This is a genomic window from uncultured Flavobacterium sp. (assembly GCF_963922255.1).
Lineage (GTDB): Bacteria > Bacteroidota > Bacteroidia > Flavobacteriales > Flavobacteriaceae > Flavobacterium.
In genome coordinates, this window is sequence record NZ_CAWUIC010000011.1 from 66,250 (window position 1) to 90,504 (window position 24,255).

37 protein-coding genes are annotated in these 24,255 nt (G+C 31.9%); 28 read left to right on the forward strand and 9 right to left on the reverse strand.

Annotation, left to right across the window (positions count from 1 at the left end):
- Positions 1–16 precede the first annotated feature (16 nt).
- Entirely contained in the window at positions 17–670 is a 654-nt protein-coding gene (locus AABJ49_RS09995; protein ID WP_338378134.1) for a DUF1287 domain-containing protein, read from the reverse strand.
- Between the two features lie 119 nt (positions 671–789).
- Here AABJ49_RS09995 and radC point away from each other — a divergent pair, with 119 nt between their 5' ends.
- From radC to AABJ49_RS10025, 6 genes are all read left to right on the forward strand, one after another.
- Positions 790–1,473: a DNA repair protein RadC gene (radC, locus tag AABJ49_RS10000; protein ID WP_338378135.1), complete on the forward strand. Its 684-nt coding sequence runs from the start codon at positions 790–792 to the stop codon at positions 1,471–1,473.
- A gap of 69 nt (positions 1,474–1,542) precedes the next feature.
- A complete protein-coding gene (locus tag AABJ49_RS10005; RefSeq protein ID WP_338378136.1) occupies positions 1,543–2,172 on the forward strand; it encodes an ABC transporter ATP-binding protein in 630 nt (209 codons plus the stop codon).
- Complete coding sequence (locus AABJ49_RS10010) at positions 2,169–3,497, forward strand: FtsX-like permease family protein (RefSeq protein ID WP_338378137.1); 1,329 nt, start codon at positions 2,169–2,171, stop codon at positions 3,495–3,497. Before AABJ49_RS10005 ends, AABJ49_RS10010 begins: the two co-directional genes overlap by 4 nt.
- Entirely contained in the window at positions 3,490–3,984 is a 495-nt protein-coding gene (locus tag AABJ49_RS10015; protein ID WP_338378138.1) for a hypothetical protein, read from the forward strand. Before AABJ49_RS10010 ends, AABJ49_RS10015 begins: the two co-directional genes overlap by 8 nt.
- Before the next feature lies 1 nt (position 3,985).
- A complete protein-coding gene (locus AABJ49_RS10020; protein WP_338378139.1) occupies positions 3,986–4,672 on the forward strand; it encodes a YjjG family noncanonical pyrimidine nucleotidase in 687 nt (228 codons plus the stop codon).
- Between the two features lies 1 nt (position 4,673).
- On the forward strand, positions 4,674–5,411 hold the full coding sequence (locus AABJ49_RS10025; RefSeq protein ID WP_338378140.1) for a hypothetical protein: 738 nt from the start codon (positions 4,674–4,676) through the stop codon (positions 5,409–5,411).
- A gap of 32 nt (positions 5,412–5,443) precedes the next feature.
- Here the strand turns inward: AABJ49_RS10025 and AABJ49_RS10030 are convergent, their stop codons facing one another.
- The 5 genes from AABJ49_RS10030 to AABJ49_RS10050 all read right to left on the reverse strand — a co-directional run bounded on the left by AABJ49_RS10030 (position 5,444) and on the right by AABJ49_RS10050 (position 8,661).
- Complete coding sequence (locus AABJ49_RS10030) at positions 5,444–6,721, reverse strand: replication-associated recombination protein A (RefSeq protein WP_338378141.1); 1,278 nt, start codon at positions 6,719–6,721, stop codon at positions 5,444–5,446.
- 142 nt (positions 6,722–6,863) lie between these two features.
- Complete coding sequence (locus AABJ49_RS10035) at positions 6,864–7,169, reverse strand: type II toxin-antitoxin system RelE/ParE family toxin (RefSeq protein ID WP_338378142.1); 306 nt, start codon at positions 7,167–7,169, stop codon at positions 6,864–6,866.
- On the reverse strand, positions 7,166–7,414 hold the full coding sequence (locus tag AABJ49_RS10040) for a type II toxin-antitoxin system ParD family antitoxin (RefSeq protein WP_338378143.1): 249 nt from the start codon (positions 7,412–7,414) through the stop codon (positions 7,166–7,168). Before AABJ49_RS10040 ends, AABJ49_RS10035 begins: the two co-directional genes overlap by 4 nt.
- Before the next feature lie 119 nt (positions 7,415–7,533).
- Positions 7,534–8,013, reverse strand: coding sequence for an inner membrane protein YiaA (gene yiaA, locus AABJ49_RS10045; RefSeq protein WP_338378144.1), 480 nt, complete (start codon positions 8,011–8,013; stop codon positions 7,534–7,536).
- Positions 8,014–8,097: 84 nt separating this feature from the next.
- Positions 8,098–8,661, reverse strand: a complete 564-nt coding sequence (locus tag AABJ49_RS10050; protein WP_338378145.1) for a Crp/Fnr family transcriptional regulator — start codon at positions 8,659–8,661, stop codon at positions 8,098–8,100.
- Positions 8,662–8,914: 253 nt separating this feature from the next.
- Here AABJ49_RS10050 and AABJ49_RS10055 point away from each other — a divergent pair, with 253 nt between their 5' ends.
- Positions 8,915–9,673: a rhomboid family intramembrane serine protease gene (locus tag AABJ49_RS10055; RefSeq protein WP_338378146.1), complete on the forward strand. Its 759-nt coding sequence runs from the start codon at positions 8,915–8,917 to the stop codon at positions 9,671–9,673.
- Positions 9,674–9,677: 4 nt separating this feature from the next.
- Here AABJ49_RS10055 and AABJ49_RS10060 read toward each other — a convergent pair whose 3' ends face one another.
- From AABJ49_RS10060 to AABJ49_RS10070, 3 genes are all read right to left on the reverse strand, one after another.
- Complete coding sequence (locus AABJ49_RS10060) at positions 9,678–10,190, reverse strand: hypothetical protein (RefSeq protein WP_338378147.1); 513 nt, start codon at positions 10,188–10,190, stop codon at positions 9,678–9,680.
- A 58-nt stretch (positions 10,191–10,248) separates the two neighbouring features.
- Positions 10,249–10,983 (reverse strand): 23S rRNA (guanosine(2251)-2'-O)-methyltransferase RlmB, encoded by a 735-nt coding sequence (gene rlmB / locus AABJ49_RS10065; protein WP_338378148.1) that lies wholly within the window; start codon positions 10,981–10,983, stop codon positions 10,249–10,251.
- Positions 10,984–11,102: 119 nt separating this feature from the next.
- A complete protein-coding gene (locus tag AABJ49_RS10070; protein WP_338378149.1) occupies positions 11,103–12,764 on the reverse strand; it encodes a hypothetical protein in 1,662 nt (553 codons plus the stop codon).
- Positions 12,765–12,967: 203 nt separating this feature from the next.
- On the opposite strand from AABJ49_RS10070, the gene rpsL reads away from it, so the two are divergent.
- The 21 genes from rpsL (at position 12,968) to rplR (ending at position 24,250) form a co-directional block, all read left to right on the forward strand.
- Positions 12,968–13,351 carry a 30S ribosomal protein S12 gene (gene rpsL, locus AABJ49_RS10075; RefSeq protein WP_338378150.1) on the forward strand — a complete coding sequence of 128 codons (384 nt, stop codon included), beginning with the start codon at positions 12,968–12,970 and terminating at the stop codon, positions 13,349–13,351.
- Between the two features lie 16 nt (positions 13,352–13,367).
- Entirely contained in the window at positions 13,368–13,844 is a 477-nt protein-coding gene (rpsG, locus tag AABJ49_RS10080; protein ID WP_338378151.1) for a 30S ribosomal protein S7, read from the forward strand.
- 10 nt (positions 13,845–13,854) lie between these two features.
- A complete protein-coding gene (fusA, locus tag AABJ49_RS10085; protein WP_338378152.1) occupies positions 13,855–16,011 on the forward strand; it encodes an elongation factor G in 2,157 nt (718 codons plus the stop codon).
- 11 nt (positions 16,012–16,022) lie between these two features.
- On the forward strand, positions 16,023–16,328 hold the full coding sequence (rpsJ, locus tag AABJ49_RS10090; RefSeq protein ID WP_008254495.1) for a 30S ribosomal protein S10: 306 nt from the start codon (positions 16,023–16,025) through the stop codon (positions 16,326–16,328).
- A 228-nt stretch (positions 16,329–16,556) separates the two neighbouring features.
- The gene (rplC, locus tag AABJ49_RS10095; protein WP_338378153.1) at positions 16,557–17,174 is read left to right on the forward strand and encodes a 50S ribosomal protein L3; all 618 of its coding nucleotides are present in this window, start codon (positions 16,557–16,559) and stop codon (positions 17,172–17,174) included.
- Positions 17,174–17,803 (forward strand): 50S ribosomal protein L4, encoded by a 630-nt coding sequence (gene rplD / locus AABJ49_RS10100; protein ID WP_338378154.1) that lies wholly within the window; start codon positions 17,174–17,176, stop codon positions 17,801–17,803. Before rplC ends, rplD begins: the two co-directional genes overlap by 1 nt.
- Positions 17,804–17,809: 6 nt before the next feature.
- Positions 17,810–18,100 carry a 50S ribosomal protein L23 gene (gene rplW / locus AABJ49_RS10105; protein ID WP_338378155.1) on the forward strand — a complete coding sequence of 97 codons (291 nt, stop codon included), beginning with the start codon at positions 17,810–17,812 and terminating at the stop codon, positions 18,098–18,100.
- 9 nt (positions 18,101–18,109) lie between these two features.
- A complete protein-coding gene (rplB, locus tag AABJ49_RS10110; RefSeq protein ID WP_338378156.1) occupies positions 18,110–18,934 on the forward strand; it encodes a 50S ribosomal protein L2 in 825 nt (274 codons plus the stop codon).
- A 10-nt stretch (positions 18,935–18,944) separates the two neighbouring features.
- The gene (gene rpsS / locus AABJ49_RS10115; RefSeq protein WP_026717857.1) at positions 18,945–19,223 is read left to right on the forward strand and encodes a 30S ribosomal protein S19; all 279 of its coding nucleotides are present in this window, start codon (positions 18,945–18,947) and stop codon (positions 19,221–19,223) included.
- Positions 19,224–19,229: 6 nt separating this feature from the next.
- Positions 19,230–19,640, forward strand: coding sequence for a 50S ribosomal protein L22 (gene rplV / locus AABJ49_RS10120; RefSeq protein ID WP_338378157.1), 411 nt, complete (start codon positions 19,230–19,232; stop codon positions 19,638–19,640).
- Positions 19,641–19,648: 8 nt separating this feature from the next.
- Positions 19,649–20,383 (forward strand): 30S ribosomal protein S3, encoded by a 735-nt coding sequence (gene rpsC / locus AABJ49_RS10125; protein ID WP_338378158.1) that lies wholly within the window; start codon positions 19,649–19,651, stop codon positions 20,381–20,383.
- 20 nt (positions 20,384–20,403) lie between these two features.
- On the forward strand, positions 20,404–20,829 hold the full coding sequence (gene rplP, locus AABJ49_RS10130) for a 50S ribosomal protein L16 (RefSeq protein WP_338378159.1): 426 nt from the start codon (positions 20,404–20,406) through the stop codon (positions 20,827–20,829).
- A gap of 12 nt (positions 20,830–20,841) precedes the next feature.
- Positions 20,842–21,030 (forward strand): 50S ribosomal protein L29, encoded by a 189-nt coding sequence (gene rpmC, locus AABJ49_RS10135; protein ID WP_026717861.1) that lies wholly within the window; start codon positions 20,842–20,844, stop codon positions 21,028–21,030.
- A 17-nt stretch (positions 21,031–21,047) separates the two neighbouring features.
- Complete coding sequence (rpsQ, locus tag AABJ49_RS10140) at positions 21,048–21,305, forward strand: 30S ribosomal protein S17 (protein WP_338378160.1); 258 nt, start codon at positions 21,048–21,050, stop codon at positions 21,303–21,305.
- Positions 21,306–21,307: 2 nt separating this feature from the next.
- Positions 21,308–21,676 (forward strand): 50S ribosomal protein L14, encoded by a 369-nt coding sequence (gene rplN, locus AABJ49_RS10145; protein WP_129436249.1) that lies wholly within the window; start codon positions 21,308–21,310, stop codon positions 21,674–21,676.
- 11 nt (positions 21,677–21,687) lie between these two features.
- On the forward strand, positions 21,688–22,002 hold the full coding sequence (gene rplX / locus AABJ49_RS10150; RefSeq protein ID WP_338378196.1) for a 50S ribosomal protein L24: 315 nt from the start codon (positions 21,688–21,690) through the stop codon (positions 22,000–22,002).
- Positions 22,003–22,004: 2 nt separating this feature from the next.
- Entirely contained in the window at positions 22,005–22,556 is a 552-nt protein-coding gene (rplE, locus tag AABJ49_RS10155) for a 50S ribosomal protein L5 (RefSeq protein WP_338378161.1), read from the forward strand.
- 3 nt (positions 22,557–22,559) lie between these two features.
- Complete coding sequence (rpsN, locus tag AABJ49_RS10160) at positions 22,560–22,829, forward strand: 30S ribosomal protein S14 (RefSeq protein ID WP_338378162.1); 270 nt, start codon at positions 22,560–22,562, stop codon at positions 22,827–22,829.
- Positions 22,830–22,934: 105 nt separating this feature from the next.
- The gene (gene rpsH / locus AABJ49_RS10165; protein WP_338378163.1) at positions 22,935–23,333 is read left to right on the forward strand and encodes a 30S ribosomal protein S8; all 399 of its coding nucleotides are present in this window, start codon (positions 22,935–22,937) and stop codon (positions 23,331–23,333) included.
- Positions 23,334–23,345: 12 nt separating this feature from the next.
- Positions 23,346–23,888 (forward strand): 50S ribosomal protein L6, encoded by a 543-nt coding sequence (rplF, locus tag AABJ49_RS10170; protein WP_338378164.1) that lies wholly within the window; start codon positions 23,346–23,348, stop codon positions 23,886–23,888.
- An 11-nt stretch (positions 23,889–23,899) separates the two neighbouring features.
- The gene (gene rplR, locus AABJ49_RS10175) at positions 23,900–24,250 is read left to right on the forward strand and encodes a 50S ribosomal protein L18 (RefSeq protein ID WP_338378165.1); all 351 of its coding nucleotides are present in this window, start codon (positions 23,900–23,902) and stop codon (positions 24,248–24,250) included.
- Positions 24,251–24,255: the final 5 nt, after the last annotated feature.

Sequence of the window (24,255 nt, forward strand, 5' to 3'; positions counted from 1 at the left end):
CCTCCATCATAATGACTTAATTAGTATATCTATAATGCCCAACAATTTCCCAACTAAACAAACAATCTTGTAAAACTTGTCCACCACCAACATTGTGTACAATTAGATTTCGTTTTCCATCTGTAGATTTTAAATGCGTTACAATTCCAATATGAGGTAATTTTCCGTTAATCATCCAAGTTACTAATTCACCCGTTTTGTAATCAGAAGCATTTTGGGTAACCTTTAATTTTTCTCCTTTTCTTTCGAAAAACACTTCTAAATTTGGAACTCTTCTGTGATCAATATTCGTGTCAGTTTTAGTTAAACCCCAAGTTTTTGGATACTTTGAAAAATTAGATTTCATGTCTTCGTGAACTTCTTTTTGCAAATCAATGTTTAATTTTCTGTAAGCACGAATTACTACATCTGTACAAACACCAGTTTTTGCAGGAACATCACCGTTTGGATATTTTATAGAAACATAACTTGGTGTGTAAACTATTTTATCATCAATTATAGAAATAGCAGCATTTGATAATTTTTCTGCAAAAGTATTCGGGTTTTCAAGACTAATATTTTGAACAATTTCCTTTTGATTTAGAGAAATTACTTCAGATAATTTAGTTTCTTTTTTACATGAAAGTAGAGCGATTAAAGAAATTGAAATGATATAAAATGGTTTATTCATATTAATAAATTTGTGAAAATTCGTGAAATTTGCGGTCAATCAAAAAATTCTAACGTTTTTATTTTGAAGTTATTATAAAATTATTTTCATTTGTACTTTAATATAAGCCAAATAAAAATATGTACACACCAATCAACCAATGGGCTGAAGACGATCGCCCACGCGAAAAATTTCTACTAAAAGGAAAATCTTCCTTATCTGACTCCGAATTACTTGCTATTTTAATTGGTTCTGGTTCTCGAAACGAGAGTGCCGTGCAATTATGCCAGCGTATTTTAGCGTCAACAAACAACAATCTTAATCAACTAGGAAAAGTTTCGGTAAATCAGCTTTTAAATTTTAAAGGAATTGGTGAAGCTAAAGCCATTTCCATCGCAGCAGCTTTAGAATTAGGAAGACGAAGAAGAGCAGAAGAATCTGTTGAATTAAAGAAAATCACTTCTAGTAAAATGGTTTTCGAAATCATGCAACCTATTATTGGTGAATTGCCTCACGAAGAATTTTGGGTTTTGTATTTGAATAATTCCAATAAAGTAATTCATAAATCACAACTTTCTAAAGGTGGTTTAACTGGAACAGTTGTTGATGTTCGCTTGATTTTTAAAACTGCTTTTGAAAACAATGCAATCTCAATTATCTTAACACATAATCATCCTTCAGGAAAATTATTGGCTAGTGATGCTGATGTTCAAATTACAAGAAAAATAAAAGAAGCTTCAAAGCATCTTGAAATAAACGTTTTAGACCATATTATCATCACAGAAAACGGATTTTATAGTTTTAATGATGAAGGCATTTTTTAGAAAAGTTTAAGAAATAAATACGTTTCAAATTCTTATCTTGCAATTTCTAAAAATTAAGCATATCTCAATATGATAAGCACAAAAGACATAACCTTTCAATATCCAAAAGGAGAATTATTTCACATGCCAGCATTATTTTGCACGGCAGGGAATACAATTCTAATTACAGGAAATTCAGGAAGAGGAAAAACAACGTATTTGCATATTTTGGCAGGTTTGTTACGACCAAAAACAGGTTCAATCGAAATTGATTCAACCGATATCGTTACATTATCCGAAAGAAAAAACGATTCTTTTAGAGGAAAAAATATTGGAATTGTTTTTCAAAAGCCACATTTCATTGCTTCGTTAACTGTTTTAGAGAATTTAGAAATGACAAGTTGGTTGGCAACAGGAAAGAAAAATTCTGCAACAGCCAAAAAATTATTAGGTCAATTAGGATTAACAGATCATGCATCAAAATTGCCTTCACAATTGAGTGTTGGACAACAACAGCGTGTTTCAATTGCTAGAGCTTTAATCAACGAACCAAAAGTACTTTTAGCTGATGAACCAACATCGAGTTTAGATGATAAAAACACTGAAACGGTTATTGAATTATTAACTTCTTTATCTAAAGAATATAAAGCAGCATTAATCATTGTAACACATGATAGCAGAATTAAAGAGAAGTTTCACAACCAAATTACAATGATATGATAGCAAAATTAGCTTGGAGAAACATTTGGTTTAAACCTTTAAACACAATTTTGAGCATCATTTTATTGATGTCAAGTGTTGCGATAATTACGGTTTTAATTTTATTAGAAAAACAATTTGAAGAAAAATTTAACAGCAATATTGACGGTGTTGATTTAGTAATGGGAGCGCAAGGAAGTCCTTTGCAATTAATACTTTCTTCCGTTTATCAAGTAGATGCACCAACAGGAAATATTAGTTATGATTCTGCTAAAGTTTGGATGAAAAGTCCTTTTTTAGAAAAAGCAATTCCTTTAGCCTTTGGAGATAATTATAGAGGTTTTAAGATTTTAGGAACAACACCTGATTATTTAGAAAAATATGGTACAAAAATTGCTGAAGGAAAGCTATTTGAACACAATTTTGATGTTGTTATTGGAAACGACATTGCACAAAAATTAAACATTAGAGTAGGAGATAAGTTCTTTGGTTCACATGGTGATGCTGCAGAAGGAGAAGTTCACGAAAATGAAGCATATACTGTTGTTGGAATTACTGAAAAAACCGGAAAAGTTGTAGATAATTTAATTTTATGCAACATTCCAAGTGTTTGGCAAATGCATGGAAGTCACGAAGAACATAATCATGATGAAGATGTTTCTTCAAATCCAGCACACGGAGAAGAAGGTCATGTACATGATGATGACGAACACAATCACGTAGCAGAAAATCCAGCACATGGAGAAGAAGGACATGTTCACGATGACTATGAAAATGATTTAACAATAGATGAACCTGGAATGGAAATCACAGCTGTTTTATTGAAATTTAGAAATAAAATGGGAATTGTAACTTGGCCAAGAATCATTGCTCAAAACACAAAAATGCAAGTAGCTTCACCAGCAATTGAAGTCAATCGTTTATTCAAATTATTTGGCATAGGAATAGACGCTTTACGTTATTTAGCTTACGGAATCATGTTAATTTCTGGAATTTCAATTTTCATTGCCTTATTCAATACTTTAAAAGAAAGAAAATTCGAATTTGCCTTATTAAGAGTAAGTGGAGCAGGACGATTTAAGCTTTTAATGTTGGTAATGATAGAAAGCTTGTTATTATGTGTGGTTGGATTCCTTTTTGGAACGATTCTTGGAAGAATTGCCTTGATGTTGCTTTCCAATTCGGCAGAAGATGATTTTAAAATGAGTTTCAATCCTTACGAATTTATTTGGGATAAAGAAGGAATTCTATTTTTACTAACTATCTTTGTTGGAATCATTGCAGCGTTAATTCCGGCTATTAAAGCCTATAATTTAAACATATCAAAAACATTAGCAAATGGGTAAATTTACCAAAATAATAGTAGCACTCTTTGTTGCATTTTTCTTATTTAGTTTTACTAATTCTGAAAAAAATGCAGTAAAAATTAAATCTAAATCATCTTCAAATGCATTTTTTGCAGAAGATACTTTAACCTGGAAATTACTTGGAGATATTAAATACAGTAAAAAAACAGTTAAAGATTACGGAGAAGTTGATTTTCCAGTAGTTAACGCAAAATTAAAAACATTAGGGAAGAAAACAGTTGTAATCAGCGGATTTATCATTCCTATAGATTCAAAGAATTATGCGATTAGTAAAAACGTTTTTGCTGCTTGTTTTTTCTGTGGAAAATCGGGACCAGAAACTTTAGCTGGAATTAAATTCAGAGGAAGTTTGCCAAAACTAAATACAGATCAATATGTGACTTTAAAAGGCACTTTTAGATACAACGAAACAGATATTGAAGATTGGATTTACCATATCGAAGATGCTGTAATTGTAAAAAAATAAGATGTTTAAACACAAGAAACATTTGTTCTTTGATTTAGATCATACGCTTTGGGATTTTGACAAGAATTCAGGTTTTGCCTTTGATACTATTTTTAAAAATCAAGGGTTTGATATTTCTTTACAGGAGTTTTTAAACATATATATTCCAAGAAATCAACATTATTGGAAGTTGTATCAGGTCAATAAAATTTCGCATCAAGATTTACGTTATTACAGATTAAAAGATGTTTTTGATGCTTTAAATTTTGAAGTTTCTGATGAAATCATACATCAATTATCGGATGATTATATTAAGTATTTGCCAGAATACAATCATCTTTTTGACGGAGCTATTGAGTTGTTAGATTATTTAAAACCAAATTACCAATTGCATATTATTACCAATGGTTTTAGTAAAGTTCAGGATAAGAAGTTAATAAATTCAAACATTGGGCATTATTTTGAAACAATAACAAATTCAGAATTAGCAGGACAAAAGAAGCCAAATTCTATTATCTTTGATTATGCTTTAAAAAGTGCAAAAGCATCCAAAGAAGAAAGTATCATGATTGGAGATAGTTTTGAAGCGGATATTTTAGGAGCATTAGATTTTGGAATAGATGCCATCTTTTTCAACGAACATAAAACAGAAATAAATCACGATGTTTACCAAGTAAATCATCTTTTAGAATTAAAAAATATATTATAATATGAAAAAAATTGTTTTTTTAACGATGTTGTTTTTTTCAATGGTATCAGTAGCTCAAGACTATTATAAAGTTGTTATTATGCCTAAAAAATTTGATTTTCTAAAAGAAGAAAATCAATATAACTTAAATGTTTTATGTAAATCGTATTTTGAAAAAGAGGGTTTTGAAGTTTTTTATTCGTCAGATGATTTGCCTATGGAATTAGTAAACAATAAATGTGATGCTTTGTTTTTGAATTTACTTGAAGACAGTAATATGCTAAAAACTAAAATAAAAGTGGAACTAAGAGATTGTCAAAATAATACAATAATAATCAGTGAAGAAGGAGAAACCAGAGAAAAAAATTTAAGTAAGGCTTATAATGAAGCGACCCGTATAGCTTTAATTTCCTTGACTGGAAAAACTAATATTAAGAACACTACAAATTTTGTAAGAAGTAAACCTAATAAAGATACAGAAATTGTAGAAATGAATGAAAATTCAAAATTAGAAAACACTAAAACTTTAAGCGCATTTAAAAAAGGATTAAATATTAGCTCAACTGAAAAGGGTTTTAATATTGTTGATGAAAATAATAATATAAAATTTGAATTACTTAAAACGACAAATCCAACAATTTATATTGCAAAAAAAGGGAGCATTCAAGGCATTTTTACAATTTATAGTAAAGATAATTCAGAGTTTGAATATTATCAAAACGATGTTTTAGTTGTTGAAAAAGTGGAGTTGAAATTTTAATTTTTTTATTGATTTTATATTTTCATTAAACACTAATACCCATACTTATCCTTCCAACGATTCTTCAAAAAAGTACGAATTTCTTTTTCACGAGCATTTTCTCCTGGTTCAAAAAATTTAGTCTCTGATATTTCAGTTGGTAAGAATTCTTGTTCAGCAAAATTGTTAGCAAAATCGTGCGAATATTTATATTCATCACCATAACCTAATTCTTTCATCAATTTTGTTGGAGCATTTCGCAAATGTAACGGAACAGGCAAATCACCAGTTTGTTTTACGATTTGTTGCGCTTTTCCAATGGCTAAGTAACTCGCGTTACTTTTAGCAGAAGTTGCCAAATAAACCGCACATTGACTCAATATTATTCGACTTTCAGGATAGCCAATTGTAGTCACAGCCTGAAAAGTATTGTTTGCCATGATCAACGCAGTTGGATTTGCATTTCCAATATCTTCACTGGCTAAAATCAACATTCTTCGAGCGATAAACTTCACATCTTCACCACCTTCAATCATTCGGGCCAACCAATAAACGGCACCATTTGGATCACTTCCACGAATCGATTTGATAAAAGCGGAAACAATATCATAATGCATTTCACCTGTTTTATCATATAAAACCGTATTTTTTTGAGCCAATTGCATTACTTTTTCATTCGTAATTTCAATTAAATCTCCTTCACTTGCATTAATAACCAATTCAAAAATATTCAATAATTTTCTACCATCACCACCAGAAAGTCGCAACAATGCTTCCGTTTCTTTCAGTTGAATATCTTTTGTTTTCAAATACGCATCGGTTTTCATCGCTCTAAGTAATAAAGCTTCTAAATCATCCTTCGAAAACGGATTCAAAACATAAACCTGACATCTTGACAACAAAGCGGGAATGACCTCAAAACTCGGATTTTCAGTTGTAGCACCAATTAAAGTCACCCAACCTTTCTCAACAGCAGCCAATAAAGAGTCTTGTTGCGATTTGCTAAATCTATGAATCTCATCAATAAATAAAATCGGATTTTTTGCCGTAAACAAACCACCACTTTGTTTCGCTTTGTCTAAAACTTCACGAATATCTTTCACACCACTATTAATGGCACTCAAAATATAAAACGGACGTTTACTTTCTTCAGCCATAATTTGTGCTAAAGTCGTTTTTCCCGTTCCAGGTGGTCCCCATAAAATCAAGCTAGGAATAATTCCTTTTGCAATCTGATGCGTCAACGAACCTTGTTCACCTACTAAATGTAGTTGACTAATGTATTCAGATAATTGTTTTGGTCTAATTCTCTCGGCTAATGGTGCTTCCATGGGGTAAAAATACAATAATTTTATTTTTTTGGAGCACTAACTTTAGGCATTTTTAGAAAGGCTTCTTCCTGCTGTCCATTCTATCTTTTTTTTCAAAAAAGGATGCCATTCCCATCAGGGCTATGGATTTTCTGTAGTTTTTTTAAGAATGGTTCTTCAAAATTCTATTAATATTTCTGTTTTGATGTAAAACACGAACAATGGATATTTTGTTTTCTGAAGTTCTTAAATAAAAAATATAGTGAGATTGATATATTATAAATTTATAATCAAGAAAATGTTGTTCAATTACAATTTCATTTTCAAGATATTTACAATGCTTTTGTATCTTATTAATTAAATTTTCAATATAATAATCAGCTTGATTTTCTGAAAAATTATCTAAAGTCCAAACCCAGATTTCTTCTAAATCTAGTTTTGAAAGTCTTGATAATTCATAAATTATCATTTATTATTGTATTTAGATTTCATCTCATTTAAAAAGTGAGTAGTATCAAAGTCAGAAATATAACCACTATTTTCTCCTTGTTTTAATTGCATAATAAGTTCTTCTTTGGCAAGTTCTTCTTCTTCCAACAAACGCAAACTAGCTCTAATAACTTCACTAGCAGAACTGTAACTTCCAGATTTTATAGATTTTTTAATAAATTCTTCAAAATGATTTCCTAATACAACAGACGTGTTTTTGCCCATAATTCATAAATTTTATTCAAAATTACCAAATATTGGTACAAAATCAAAATATAGGCCTAACAAAAAAGGCTTGAAATTTTATTTCCAAACCCTTTTTATCTATACATAAAAAGTGACTATTATTCCTTTTTATCGCTATTAGTTGATAAAAGTAAGTCTCTAGTGTTTTTTTGAACTGTAATTGCTGAAAATAAACTCAATAAAAAAGACATTCCATAAAATCCTTTCTCACTTAAGAGTAAATCAGCATTCCAAAGACCAATTACCAGTAATAAGATTGAAATTATTGTTGTAAACCAACTAATTCCATAGTACATATCCGTTACAGGAATTCCTTCCAGTCTATCTCTAACCGATTTTTGAACTGAAATAACAGAGAATAATCCAAATAAAAGAATTGCAAAATAATAGCCTTTTTCATTCAACAACATTTCCGCATTCCAAAGACCAATACAATAAGAAACCATTCCTGTTAAAAGTGCAATCCATGAAGCTCCAATAAAAGCACTTGTAGGTTTTTGCATTACAATAGTGTCTGGTTTTTTGCTTTTTGATATGTAACTCGTTTTTTCAGTGTCGATAAATTGATTTGCTTCCATAATTTTTTAGTTTAAAATTCTAAAGCAAAGAAAGTAGGATGTTAGACATCAAACAATGAACTTCGGTTAACAAATTCGCTATTTTTAAATTTTTCCACGAATTCTACTCAAAGCTTGTGGCGTAATACCAATATAGGAAGCCAAATATTTCTGTGGAATTTCCTGAATCAATTGTTGTTGTTCTTTTACCAAATTTAAATAACGGTCTGTAGGAGATTCTATTAAAAAACTCAATTCTCGTTTTGATTTATATCTGAAAAACTCTTCTGCGAAAACTCTTCCAATGGATTCTCCCACTTTAGTTTGCTTATAAATTTCATCTAAATCTTCACGAGTTATATAAATTACTTTTGATTTAGTTAAACTTTGAATACAAGATACACTTGGATTTTGTGTTAGAAATGAAGAATAACTGCTTATAAAATTATTAGGAAAACCAAAATCGACGGTTATATCTTTTTCAGGTAAATCAATAAACATTCTAAAAACACCCTCCAAAATGAAATGAATCTTATTTTCAATAGTATTTGATTTTATCAAAAACTCCTTCTTTTTGTATGTTTTTACTTCTAATTTAGAGACAATAAATTCCCATTCACTTTCTGAAATGGTTACTTTTTCTTCTAATTTTATTCTTAATCTTTCCACGATTTAAATATATAGCTTTTTGATAATTTCACAACATAATACGTAAGATAAATCTCTTTTATGACAAAATTTGCTTTTTTATGACAAATGAGCATGTAATTAATTTTGGCTTTATCTTTGAAATAACAATAAAACAAAACTTACCGAACTTTGCGAAAACCCTGGAAACATTGCGTTAAAATAGTTTAGTATAAATATTTAATCTTAGTGTAACTTTGTGTTTGCTTGGTGTAACTCTGTGTAACAAAAAATCATGAACAAAATAAAAGACAATCCATTCAAATTCACACCTTCGGTAATTCTGTTTCCATTGTTGGCAGTGTTACTTTTGTGGATTGTGTTTTGGGTAGAACATCATTATCATATTGATTTTTCGCATTATGGAATTTATCCAAGAACAGGTTTTGGTCTGAAAGGAATTATTTTCAGTCCATTTCTTCATGGTGATTTGGAACACTTGTTTAATAATTCTGTAGCTTTATTTGTTTTGCTGCTTTTTTTGAGATATTTCTACAGAGAGCAATCCGTTACAGTAGTAATAGTTGGAATTTTATTTTCAGGACTAGGCACATGGCTCATTGGAAGACCAAGTTATCACATTGGAATCAGTGGATTAGTTTATGCTTTAGTCAGTTTTATTTTCTTCAAAGGAATTTTTACCAAATATTTTAGATTAGTAGCCGTTTCCCTAACTGTAATTTTATTATATGGAGGAATGGTATGGTACATGTTTCCAGAAGTGGGGAAATATAACATTTCGTGGGAAGGTCATTTATTCGGATTCTTAACCGGATTTGTATTGAGTTATTTTCTTAAAACACCACAATTCGACAAAGCCATTCACTACGATTGGGAAAGTCCAGATTTCAATCCAGAAAATGACCCTTTTATGAAAAACTTTGACGAAAACGGAAAATTCGCTCCACCACCAAAACCAGAAGAAGTGGTTAAAGAATATTTCAATTCATCCATAAAAGTGATTTATGATTTTATTGGGATTAAAAAAGATTGATAGTTTAACCAGCTTGTTGAATGTTGAAATAATCAATTTTTCCGTTTTTTAAATCAAAGTAATATATTACTTCAGATTCCGTACACCAATTATCAGGAACTAAAAATGTATTGTTAATTCTTATACAATAAACACAAGTTTCAGAAAAAAATTCAATAGAAATTTTATCCTTACATATTTCTGGATCTGAATATTCTTTTGGAGCAATATTAAAATGATATTCCTTTTCGAAAGTATTCTTTTCAGTAAATTCTTTTTGATTAATGTCTTTTAAAAATTGAGACAGCATTTTTTTGTCAAAATCAACAAAAATTTCTTTGTCTTTTCTACCGTTTGGATATTGAATTTTTCTAACAGAATCTATCTTGTAAATAAAATTATCTTGAAATGTTTCATCAAGGTTTAAAATATCAGCTGATTTACAAATTGCTTTTTTATCATTTAATGCTAATAATTTATTTTCATTTTTACATGATATATTGATTAGTATAAAAAACACAAAAAGATATTTTTTCATAAATAAAGAAATAAGATTGATTTCACTGCCAACTAAAGACTGAACTCTGAAAACTCTTTTAGTGTCTCTGCCTTACAACCTCATACAAAAAAGCACCACAAGCTACAGAAACATTCAAAGATTCAATGGTTCCGTACATAGGTAATTTTGCTTTTTCATCTACAATTTTCAACACAGAAGGGTTTACACCTCTATCTTCACTTCCCATAATGATAGCTAAAGGTTCGTTTAAGCCTAAATCATAAATATTTTGATCTGTTTTTTCAGTCGCTGCAATGGTTTTTATGCCACTTCCTTGTAAATGAAAAATCGCATCTTTGATATGATCTACTTTGCAAATCGGCACATTAAAAACAGCACCAGCACTGGTTTTAACCGTATCACCATTTACAGGAGCAGAACCTTGTTTTTGAACAATAATACCGTCAACACCAGTACATTCAGCAGTTCTGATAATGGCTCCAAAGTTACGAGCATCTGATAATTGGTCTAAAATTAAAAATAACGGAGTTTTTTCTTTAGCTAAAACAGTTTCCACTAAAGTTTCTAAATCATGAAAAGAAACTGGAGAAATCGTAGCCACAGCACCTTGATGATTTCCAGCAGTCAAACGATTTAATTTTTCTACAGGAACGTAGGAGAAATTAACGTTGTTCTGTTTCATAGCTTTCATCAAATCCTTCATCAAGTCACCTTGAAGCTCTTTTTGTAAAAACACTTTATCAATTTCTGTCTTAGATTGAATCGCTTCAATTATAGCACGAATTCCAAATATTTGATTATCTCTTTCCATTTGGCAAAAATAGTCTTTTTATTAAAAAGATTGAAAGATTAAAAAATTAAATAATTGAAAGATTTTAAGTTTACTATGAAGGTTTTCAATCTTTCAATCCTTTAATCTTTCAATTCCATTTAAAAATATGTTTTAAAACTCACATGAACAATTGAGTTGGAAAGTTTGATGTTTTGGTCATTCGTAGAGCCATTAGCATAAATGAAATTAAACAATCCGTTTTTGGTAAAAAGTCCAAAACCAAATCCTAATCCCAATAAACTATCACTCAAATTTGAAGTTTTATCTTGAAAATAACCATAATCAATTATCGAATGCACATAAATACTCGGAGCCATCATATAGCGATACTCTGTTAAAATTCCACTGTAAGCATTGGCTTGTAAGCTGTTTTCACTAAAACCACGAATCGAATTTATACCACCAAAACGATATAATTCATTAATTACATAATCATCACTTTGCAAATAGAAAGTTTCGTTTTTAAGGTTTATAATGTTCTTCTGATTCAAATATAAATTGTGACTAAAATTAACTTGTCCAAAAAACTGACTGGTTTTTGAAGAACTTATCGTTCTGTTTCCTGTTCCAATTTTTGCATTAAACTTTGTCTTTTCAGGAAAGATAAAATCTTCGTTATTAAAATCCGTAAAATCAAATGTAGAAGTAATGAACGTATTCGTAAAATCATTAATACTAAATGAATTTAGATTTTGAATATCAACAGAAGTCGTTTTTTGATACCCTAGAAAAACCTTCGAATTATACTTGAAATAATAACCCAAATTCAAATCTGTCTTCGTGTTTTGAAACGTGCTGTCTTGTTTGAAAATTCGCAAATCTGCTTTAATTCCAAACGGACTTTTAAACATATACGGAATTTCAGTTCCCAAATTAAAACTCGATTGCTGTTTTCCGTCGTTTTTCCAAAATAAATTTAATTTTTCACCCGAATTTAAAATATTTTGCAATTGTAAATCCAAATAACCATTAAAACGAAGACTTGAATTTTCATCATTCGCAAATCCTATAAAACCATCAAATTTATTGGGTTTTGCTTTTTCAAGATAAATATAAACTTTGGTAGAATCTTTGGTGAATAATATTTCAGGATATTTAGTTTGTGTCACAAATCGCAATTCATTAAAATCCTTATAAATTTTAGAAACATTATCCTGATTGAAATCCAATCGTCTGGCTTTCTTTAAAATTGCTTTTTTAATTCCATACGGAAATTTATCATAACCTTCAATTACGATATTAGTTAATGTTCTTTTTAGATTTAAATCCAAAACCAACTTAGCTTGCAAATAATCATCAACCTGATTGTAGTCTGATAATTTCAATTTTGCTAAAGAGTATCCTTTCTTTTCAAGCAGTGCAATTTTATTTTGCATAAAAGATTCTACTTCTTCAATGCCTAATTTTATGGAATCGCTTTCAAGACTTAACAATTCTTTTTCTTCAGGTGAATCTACACCTATATATATATGTATAAATTTCATTTGATTTTTTAAATGGTATTTGAAATAGAAAATGCTATCACTAAGTTTTGATTGAAGTATTAGTTCGTTTTGAAAGTACCCTTTTTGCTGCAGCTTTTGTTCAAATGATTTTTGTTCTTCAATTATGGAAGCAACCGTTTGATGGTTTATGGTATACCCTATACTATCAATAGTTTTTGTTTCGAAATCAGAATTTCCTTCAACCTTCATTTTAAATTCCTGAGAAAACGAGAGTTGAGAAAACAATAAGATTAGAAAAAAAAATAAGTTTTTCATAGCATTAATCTAACGCAAAAAAACGAAAATAATTTCACATAAACTTTTTAAAACTAAAAACAATAAACTAAAAAGGTAAAAACGCTGACTAACAAAGTTTTGAAAATTAATAAATTAGATTTGTTTTGTAAAAATATATTCATACATTTGCAACCCGTAAAAAAGCGGGATTAATAAATCACAAGAAAAATTAGTATTTAATTATGCCAACAATTCAACAATTAGTAAGAACAGGGAGAACCCAAATGACTAAGAAGAGTAAATCGGCTGCTTTAGATTCTTGTCCTCAAAGAAGAGGGGTATGTACACGTGTTTACACTACTACACCAAAAAAACCAAACTCTGCAATGCGTAAAGTAGCAAGGGTTCGTTTAACAAATGGTAAAGAGGTGAATGCTTACATTCCTGGAGAAGGACACAATCTACAAGAGCACTCGATAGTATTAGTTAGAGGTGGAAGAGTAAAAGATTTACCAGGAGTTAGATACCACATTGTGCGTGGTGCTTTAGACACTGCCGGAGTAAGCGGTAGAACACAAAGAAGATCTAAGTATGGTGCAAAACGTCCAAAAGACGCTAAAAAGTAATTTTTAAAGAAAAGACATGAGAAAAAGAGCGGCAAAAAAAAGACCCCTTTTACCAGATCCAAAATTTAACGATCAGTTAGTAACACGTTTTGTAAACAACTTAATGTGGGATGGTAAGAAATCAACAGCTTTTAAAGTTTTTTATGATGCATTAGATATCGTAGAAGCAAAAAAAGGTGATAATGAAAAAACAGCTTTAGAATTATGGAAAGACGCTTTAACAAACGTTATGCCTCACGTAGAAGTACGTAGTCGTAGAGTTGGTGGGGCTACATTCCAAATACCAATGCAAATTCGTCCAGATAGAAAAATTTCTACGGCAATGAAATGGTTAATTCTTTATGCTAGAAAAAGAAATGAGAAATCTATGGCTGGAAAATTGTCATCAGAAATTTTAGCAGCAGCTAAAGAAGAAGGTGCAGCAGTTAAGAAAAGAATGGATACTCACAAAATGGCAGATGCAAATAAAGCATTCTCTCACTTCAGATTTTAATAAATAAGAAATGGCAAGAGATTTAAAATATACAAGAAATATAGGAATTGCGGCTCACATTGATGCTGGTAAAACAACAACAACGGAGCGAATATTATTCTATACTGGAAAATCACACAAAATTGGTGAAGTACATGATGGTGCTGCAACAATGGACTGGATGGCACAAGAGCAAGAAAGAGGTATTACAATTACGTCTGCTGCTACAACTTGTGAATGGAATTTTCCAACACAACAAGGTAAATTATTACCAGAATCAATACCTTATCACTTTAACATTATCGATACTCCTGGTCACGTTGACTTTACGGTAGAGGTAAACCGTTCGTTACGTGTATTAGATGGTTTGGTTTTCTTATTTAGTGCTGTTGATGGTGTTGAGCCTCAATCAGAAACTAACTGGAGACTTGCAGATCAATATAGAGTACCTAGAATGGGGTTTGTTAACAAGATGGACCGTCAAGGATCTAACTTTTTAGCAGTATGTGATCAAGTAAAAGAAATGTTAAAATCAAATGCAGTTGCAATTACTTTACCAATTGGTGAAGAAAATGATTTTAGAGGAGTTGTTGACTTAGTGAAAAATCAAGCTATTGTATGGCACGATGAAACACAAGGAGCAACTTTCGATATTATCGATATTCCTGCTGATATGGTTGATGATGTGAAGCATTATCGTTCAATTCTTATCGAAGAAATCGCTACTTATGACGAAAATCTTTTAGATAAGTATATGGAAGATGAAAATTCTATCACTGAAGAGGAGATAAACAATGCGTTACGTGCAGCTACAATTGACATGGCTATCATTCCTATGATTGCTGGTTCTTCTTTCAAAAACAAAGGAGTTCAATTCATGTTAGATGCAGTTTGTAAATATCTACCATCTCCAATGGATAAAGAAGGTATCGAAGGAATTCATCCTGATGATGCTGATTTATTAGAAGAAGATCAAAAGAAAATTTTACGTCGTCCTGATCCAAAAGAGCCGTTTGCTGCTTTGGCATTCAAGATTGCTACTGATCCTTATGTTGGTCGTTTGGCTTTCTTCCGTGCTTATTCAGGTCGTTTAGATGCAGGTTCATATATCTTGAATACTCGTTCTGGAAACAAAGAAAGAATTTCTCGTATCTACCAAATGCATGCTAACAAACAAAATCCAATCGAATATATTGAGGCTGGGGATATTGGAGCAGCAGTTGGATTCAAAGATATCAAGACTGGAGATACTATGTGTGATGAAAAACACCCAATTATTCTTGAGTCAATGAAATTCCCTGATCCAGTAATTGGTATTGCAATTGAGCCTAAAACTAAAGCTGACGTTGATAAAATGGGTATGGCTTTGGCTAAATTAGCTGAGGAAGATCCAACATTTACAGTTAGAACAGATGAAGCTTCAGGTCAAACGATTATCTCAGGAATGGGTGAGTTACACTTAGATATTCTTGTAGATCGTATGAAACGTGAATTCAAAGTTGAAGTGAATCAAGGTGAACCTCAAGTTGAGTACAAAGAAGCTTTCACTAAAACTGCTCAACATAGAGAAACGTATAAAAAACAATCTGGAGGTAGAGGTAAATTTGGAGATATTGTTTTCAGATTAGAACCTGCTGAAGATGTTGATGGTAAGCCAGCATTTGGATTACAATTCGTGAATGAAGTAAAAGGTGGTAACGTTCCTAAGGAATATATACCAGCTGTTGAAAAAGGATTTAGAGAAGCTATGAAAACTGGTCCATTAGCTGGATATGCAGTAGATAGTTTAAAAGTGACTTTATTAGATGGATCTTTCCACCCTGTGGATTCTGATGCTCTATCTTTTGAGTTAGCTGCAAAAATGGGTTACAAGGAAGTGGCTAAGGCTGCTGGAGCTGTAATTCTTGAACCAATTATGAAAATTGAAGTTATTACTCCTGAAGAAAACATGGGTGATATCGTAGGTGACTTAAACCGTCGTCGTGGTCAAGTAAATAATATGGGTGACAGAAGTGGTGCTAAAACTATTAAAGCAGATGTGCCTTTATCAGAAATGTTTGGATATGTAACAACATTAAGAACATTATCATCTGGTAGAGCAACTTCTACAATGGAGTTTTCTCACTATGCAGAAACACCTTCTAATATTTCAGAAGAGGTAATCAAAAAAGCAAAAGGTAACGCTTAATTCTAAAGAAAATGAGTCAAAAAATCAGAATAAAATTAAAATCTTACGATCACATGTTGGTAGACAAGTCTGCTGAAAAGATTGTAAAAACTGTAAAAAGTACAGGTGCTGTGGTAACTGGACCAATTCCATTGCCTACACACAAAAAGATTTTTACTGTGTTGCGTTCACCACACGTAAACAAAAAATCACGTGAGCAATTTGAACTTAGTTCATACAAGAGATTATTAGACATTTATAGTTCTTCTTCTAAGACTATTGATGCTTTAATGAAATTGGAATTGCCAAGTGGTGTTGAAGTAGAAATTAAAGTATAGTTTCAAACACTGTTCAATCAGTTAAAAATAAAAACCGCTAGTATTAATTTACTGCGGTTTTTTTAATCTTTAATTCATGGTTTGTTGCTTAATTATTTATTAAAAAATAGTTAAGTAATTAATTTTGTATTAATTAAATAATATTTATATATTTGCACCCTCGAAAAAAAGTGCACTTATATATTTATGTGTACAAAAATTTAAGTAGTAATTAATAATTAGTTTAATATGTCTGGGTTAATCGGAAGAAAAATTGGCATGACTAGCATCTTTGATGAGAACGGGAAAAATATTCCTTGTACTGTAATTCAAGCTGGTCCATGTGTAGTTACCCAAGTCAGAACCTTAGAGGTTGACGGGTATGAAGCTCTTCAACTTGGTTTCGATGACAAAACTGACAAACACTCTATCAAAGCTGAAGAAGGTCACTTCAAGAAAGCAGGAACAGATGTTAAGAAGAAAGTCGTTGAATTCAAGTATTTTGAAGAAAAACACAACTTAGGTGATGTGTTGAATGTGGATTTATTCACGGAAGGAGAATTTGTAGATGTACAAGGTGTATCTAAAGGTAAAGGTTTTCAAGGAGTTGTTAAACGTCACGGATTTGGTGGTGTTGGACAAGCAACTCATGGTCAACATAACCGTTTGAGAGCACCAGGTTCAGTTGGAGCTTCTTCTTATCCATCTAGAGTATTCAAAGGAATGCGTATGGCTGGAAGAATGGGAACAGATAACGTAACAGTTCAAAATCTTAGAGTTTTAAAAGTTGTAGCTGACAAAAACCTTTTAGTAGTAAAAGGATGTGTGCCAGGACATAAAAACTCTTACGTAATCATTCAGAAGTAATGGAAGTAATAGTATTAGATGTAAACGGAAAAGAAACTGGGAGAAAAGTACAACTTTCTGATTCAGTATTCGCAATTGAACCAAATAATCACGCAGTATACCTTGATGTTAAGCAATATTTAGCTAATCAAAGACAAGGAACGCACAAAGCTAAAGAAAGAGCTGAAGTTGCTGGAAGTACTCGTAAGATTAAGAAACAAAAAGGAACAGGAACTGCCAGAGCTGGTAGTGCTAAAAACCCATTGTTTAAAGGTGGAGGAACAGTATTCGGACCTAGACCAAGAAGTTATTCATTCAAATTGAATAAATCTTTGAAGCGTTTAGCAAGAAAATCTGCCTTCTCAATCAAAGCAAAAGAAGAAAATTTAGTGGTAATTGAAGACTTCAATTTTGAAACTCCAAACACTAAAAATTTCATTAACGTTTTGAAAGCTTTAGGGTTAGATAATAAAAAATCTCTATTTGTGTTGGGTGAGTCAAATAAAAATGTATATTTGTCGTCACGCAATTTAAAAGCGTCTAGCGTTATAACTACTTCAGAATTAAGTACTTATAGTATTTTAAATACTAATAAATTAGTATTAATGGAGAGTTCGTTAGAAGAAATTGAAACTAATTTAAGTAAATAAGAAGGTATGAATGTTATAATTAAACCTATCATTACTGAAAAAATGACAAAAGACGGTGAAATTTTTAACCGTTTTGGTTTTGTAGTTGACAAAAAAGCAAACAAAATACAAATTAAGAAAGCTATTGAAGCTTCTTATGGAGTAACTGTTGAAAATGTTAACACAATGAATTACAGATCTGATAGATCGGTTAAATACACTAAGAGTGGTTTAATCGTTGGTAAAACAAATGCTTATAAAAAAGCAATTGTACAACTGAAAGAAGGAGAAGCAATAGACTTTTATAATAATATTTAATAAAAGAAAATGTCAGTAAGAAAATTAAAACCTATTACCCCAGGACAGCGATTTAGAGTTGTGAATAGCTTTGACACTATTACAGCTGATAAGCCGGAAAGATCATTATTAGAGCCGAAAAAACGTTCAGGAGGTAGAAATAGTCAAGGAAAAATGACCATGCGTCACGTGGGTGGTGGTCATAAACAAAAGTATCGTATGATCGATTTTAAAAGAACTAAGCATGGAATTCCTGCTACGGTTAAAACAATCGAATATGATCCAAATCGTTCAGCATTCATTTCATTGCTTGCATATGTAGATGGAGAAAAAACTTATATTATTGCACCAAATGGTTTACAAGTTGGGCAAACAGTAGTTTCAGGTCCTGATGCAATTCCAGAAATTGGAAACACTTTACTTTTAAGTAAAATTCCTCTAGGAACAGTAATATCATGTATTGAATTAAGACCAGGTCAAGGAGCGGTTATTGCTCGTTCGGCAGGTACTTTCGCTCAATTGATGGCAAGAGATGGGAAATATGCTACAATAAAAATGCCTTCAGGTGAAACAAGATTAATCTTGTTGACTTGTTCAGCAACAATTGGAGCGGTTTCTAACTCTGATCACCAATTAATCGTATCTGGTAAAGCAGGTAGATCAAGATGGTTAGGAAGAAGACCAAGAACTAGACCAGTAGCTATGAACCCAGTTGATCACCCAATGGGAGGTGGAGAAGGACGTTCTTCAGGAGGTCATCCACGATCAAGAAATGGAATTCCAGCGAAAGGTTATAGAACTCGTTCTAAGGTTAACCCGAGTAATAAGTATATTGTTGAACGCAGAAAGAAATAATTAGATAGACATGGCACGTTCATTAAAAAAAGGACCGTTTGTACATTACAAGCTAGAGAAAAAAGTTCAAGCTAATATTGAAGGAGGTAATAAAGGTGTTGTTAAGACTTGGTCTAGGGCATCAATGATTACTCCAGATTTTGTTGGACAAACTATAGCTGTTCATAATGGTCGTCAGTTTGTTCCAGTATATGTTACTGAGAACATGGTAGGACATAAATTAGGAGAATTTTCACCAACAAGATCTTTTAGAGGTCACGCTGGTGCGAAAAATAAAGGTAAAAAATAAGAAGCAATGGGAGTTCGTAAAAGAGAAACAGCAGATGCAAGAAAAGAGGCTAATAAGTCTATAGCTTTTGCCAAATTAAATAACTGCCCTACTTCACCTAGAAAAATGCGCTTAGTTGCGGATATGGTAAGAGGTCAAAAAGTAGAACTAGCTCTTAATGTTTTAAGATTTAGTACGAAAGAAGCTTCAAGAAAACTAGAAAAACTATTGTTATCAGCTATTAATAACTGGGAACAAAAAAATAGTGAAGCTAGCATTGAAGATGCAGGTTTGTTTGTAAAAGAGATTAGAGTAGATGGTGGTGCGATGTTAAAAAGACTTCGTCCAGCACCTCAAGGTCGTGCACACAGAATAAGAAAACGTTCTAACCACGTTACAATCGTGTTAGGACAATTAGATAACACACAAAGCAATTAATAAACAGTATGGGACAAAAGACAAATCCAATAGGAAATAGACTTGGTATCATCAGAGGGTGGGACTCAAACTGGTACGGTGGAAATGATTATGGTGATAAAATCGCTGAAGATTATAAAATCAGAAAGTATATCCACGCTCGTTTATCAAAAGCTAGTGTGTCAAAAATAATTATCGAGAGAACTTTAAAACTTGTAACCGTTACTATCACTACTGCTAGACCTGGTATTATTATCGGAAAAGGTGGGCAAGAGGTAGACAAGTTAAAAGAAGAACTTAAGAAAATTACTGACAAGGAAGTTCAAATCAATATTTTCGAAATCAAAAGACCAGAACTTGATGCCTTATTAGTAGGAGCAAGTATTGCACGTCAAATTGAGAATAGAATTTCTTACAGAAGAGCAATCAAAATGGCTATAGCAGCAGCTATGAGAATGAACGCAGAAGGTATTAAGGTGCTTATCTCTGGTCGTTTAAATGGAGCTGAAATGGCACGTTCTGAGCAATTCAAGGAAGGTAGAATTCCTTTGTCAACTTTCAGAGCTGATATTGATTATTCGTTAGCTGAAGCACATACTACTTATGGTAGAATGGGTATCAAGGTATGGATAATGAAAGGTGAAGTTTACGGTAAAAGAGATCTTTCTCCGTTAGTAGGTATGGACAAAAAACAGTCTAAATCTTCAGGATCTTCTTCTCCAAAAAGAGATGGTGGTAGACCGAACAATCGCAAAAGAAAGTAATTATTTAAACTAAAGAAAAAATGTTACAGCCTAAAAGAACAAAATACCGTAAGGTACAAAAGGGTAGAATGAAAGGGAACTCTGGTAGAGGTCACGAACTTTCAAATGGAATGTTTGGTATTAAATCTGTACACGAAAAAGGAATGTTCTTAACTTCACGTCAAATCGAAGCTGCACGTATCGCTGCAACTCGTTTTATGAAAAGAGAGGGACAGTTATGGATTAAGATATTTCCAGACAAACCTATTACTAAAAAACCTTTAGAGGTACGTATGGGTAAAGGTAAAGGTGCAGTTGAATATTGGGCTGCAGTTGTTAAACCTGGAAAAATAATGTTTGAAGTTGGTGGTGTTCCACTATCAGTTGCAAAAGAAGCTTTACGTTTAGCAGCACAAAAACTTCCAGTGAAAACTAAGTTTGTTGTTGCAAGAGACTTTGAAGCATAATCAAAATTTATTATGAAACAATCAGAAATTATAAGTCTATCAGCAACTGAGTTACAAGAAAAACTTAGCCAGTTAAAGAAAACATACGCTGACCTAAAGAATGCTCACGCGATTTCTCCAATTGAGAATCCGTTACAACTAAGAGCTTTAAGAAGATCTGTTGCAAGAGTTACTACTGAATTGACTAAAAAGTTACAATAATTGTACACTGCTGAAAGATGGAAAAAAGAAATTTAAGAAAAGAGAGAATTGGGGTTGTTACTAGTAACAAAATGACAAAATCTATTGTTGTTTCTGAAACAAGAAGAGTAAAACACCCATTATACGGTAAGTTCGTGTTAAAAACTAAAAAATACGTTGCACACGACGAAACAAACGACTGTAACATTGGAGATACTGTAAAGATCATGGAAACAAGACCTATGAGTAAATTAAAATGTTGGAGATTAGTTGAAATCATTGAAAGAGCTAAATAATTATGGTACAACAAGAATCAAGATTAAGAGTAGCAGACAACACAGGAGCAAAAGAAGTTTTGACTATCCGTGTATTAGGAGGAACGAAACGTCGTTATGCCTCTGTAGGTGATAAAATTGTAGTTTCTATTAAAGATGCTACTCCAAACGGAAACGTAAAAAAAGGAGCTGTATCAACTGCAGTTGTTGTACGTACCAAAAAAGAAGTGAGAAGAGCTGATGGATCTTATATTCGTTTTGACGATAACGCATGTGTATTGTTAAACGCTGCAGGTGAAATGAGAGGAACTCGTGTTTTTGGTCCGGTTGCCAGAGAACTTCGTGAAAAACAATTCATGAAAATTGTATCATTAGCACCAGAGGTGCTTTAATTCTAAAAATGATGACAAAGTTAAAAGTAAAATCAGGAGATTTAGTTAGAGTTATTGCTGGAGACCATAAAGGTGAAGAAGGTAAAATCTTAACTATTCAACGTGAGAAAAATAAAGCGATTGTTGAGGGTGTGAATATGGTTTCAAAACATACTAAGCCTAGCGCAACTAATCCACAAGGTGGAATCGTAAAGAAGGAAGCAGCTATTCATATTTCGAATTTGTCTTTAATCGACCCTAAGTCAAAAGAAACGACTAAAGTTGGTTACAAGCAAGAAGGAGATAAGAAAGTGAGATTCTCAAAAAAATCTAATCAAGTATTATAGTGATGGCTTATATACCTAGACTAAAAGAAGAATATAAGAGCAGAGTAATTGCTGCACTTACGGAAGAATTCGGTTACAAAAACGTAATGCAAGTTCCAAAACTTGAAAAAATCGTTGTAAGCCGTGGAGTTGGAGCTGCAGTATCTGATAAGAAATTAGTAGATTATGCTGTAGAAGAAATGACGAAAATTACTGGACAACAAGCGGTAGCTACTATTTCTAAGAAAGACGTTGCGTCTTTTAAATTAAGAAAAGGTATGCCAATTGGAGCTAAAGTAACTTTACGTGGAGAAAGAATGTATGAGTTTTTAGATAGACTTGTAACTTCAGCATTACCACGTGTTAGAGATTTCGGTGGAATTAAATCTGATGGATTTGATGGAAGAGGAAATTATAACTTAGGAGTTTTAGAACAAATCATTTTCCCAGAAATTGATATTGATAAAGTAAATAAAATTTCAGGTTTTGATATCACTTTTGTTACGTCTGCAAATACAGATAAAGAAGCAAAATCATTATTAGCAGAACTAGGATTACCTTTTAAAAAGAACTAAGATATGGCTAAAGAATCAATGAAAGCCCGCGAGGTTAAAAGAGAAGCAACGGTTGAAAAATATGCTGAAAAAAGAAAGGCTTTGAAAAAAGCTGGAGATTATGAAGCATTGCAAAAATTACCTAAAAATGCATCTCCTGTGCGTTTACACAATCGTTGTAAATTAACAGGAAGACCAAGAGGGTATATGCGTCAATTTGGAATTTCTCGTGTAACGTTTCGTGAAATGGCTAATCAAGGATTAATTCCAGGTGTTAAAAAAGCATCTTGGTAATCTCGCAATAAGTTTGTACTTTTGCAATCCAAAAAATAATTTTAACTGGTTAAAGGTTCGATAAGCGAGTGCTTATTGAAAACCATAACCGCAATTTAATACAATATGTATACAGATCCTATAGCGGATTATCTAACAAGAGTTAGAAATGCTGTGAGAGCTAATCACAAAGTGGTTGAAATTCCAGCATCAAACCTTAAAAAAGAAATCACTAAGATTTTATTTGATCAAGGTTATATTTTAAGTTACAAATTCGAAGACACTACTGTTCAAGGTAGCATCAAAATCGCACTTAAGTACGATAAAGAAACTAAAGAATCTGTAATTAAAGATATTCAAAGAATTAGTAAACCAGGTTTACGTAAATATTCAGGTTCTTCAGAAATTCCTAGAATTCTTAACGGATTAGGTGTTGCAATTGTTTCTACATCAAAAGGTTTGATGACAGGAAAAATGGCTAAACAGCTAAATGTAGGTGGAGAAGTAATTTGTTACGTATACTAATATAAAAGAAAAATGTCAAGAATAGGTAAAAATCCAATTGCAATTCCAGCAGGAGTAACAGTAGATGTTAAAGACGCTGTGGTTACAGTAAAAGGAAAATTAGGCGAGCTTACTCAAGAATTTTCTGATGTAACGGTAAAAATAGAAGATAACCAAGTTATCGTTGAACGTTCATCAGATCATAAAGACGAGAGAGCGAAACACGGACTATATCGTTCTTTGATTAACAACATGATTGTTGGTGTTTCTGAAGGTTTTACAAAAGAATTAGAACTAGTAGGAGTGGGTTATAGAGCTTCAAATCAAGGACAAAAACTTGATTTAGCTTTAGGATTCTCTCATAATATTGTACTAGAAGTAGTTTCTGAAGTAAATGTAGAAACAGTATCAGAGAAAGGTAAAAATCCTATAGTAAAATTATCATCATTTGACAAACAATTATTAGGTCAAGTTGCTGCTAAAATCAGAGCTTTTCGTAAACCTGAACCTTACAAAGGAAAAGGTATTAAGTTTGTAGGTGAAGTATTAAGAAGAAAAGCAGGTAAATCAGCTTAAAATTTAAGACTATGTCATTAACAAAAACGGAAAGAAGACAAAGAATAAAATTCAGAATTAGAAAGATTGTGAGCGGAACAGCTACACAACCTAGACTAGCTGTTTTTAGATCTAATAAGGAAATCTATGCTCAAATCATAGATGATGTAAACGGTGTTACATTAGTAGCAGCATCTTCAAGAGATAAAGGTGTTACTAAAGGTACAAACATTGAAACTGCAAATGCAGTAGGTAAGTTAGTAGCTGAAAAGGCTCTTAAGGCTGGTATTTCAACAATCTCTTTCGATAGAGGTGGTTATTTATACCACGGACGTGTTAAATCATTAGCTGAAGGCGCAAGAGAAGCTGGACTTAAATTCTAAAGATA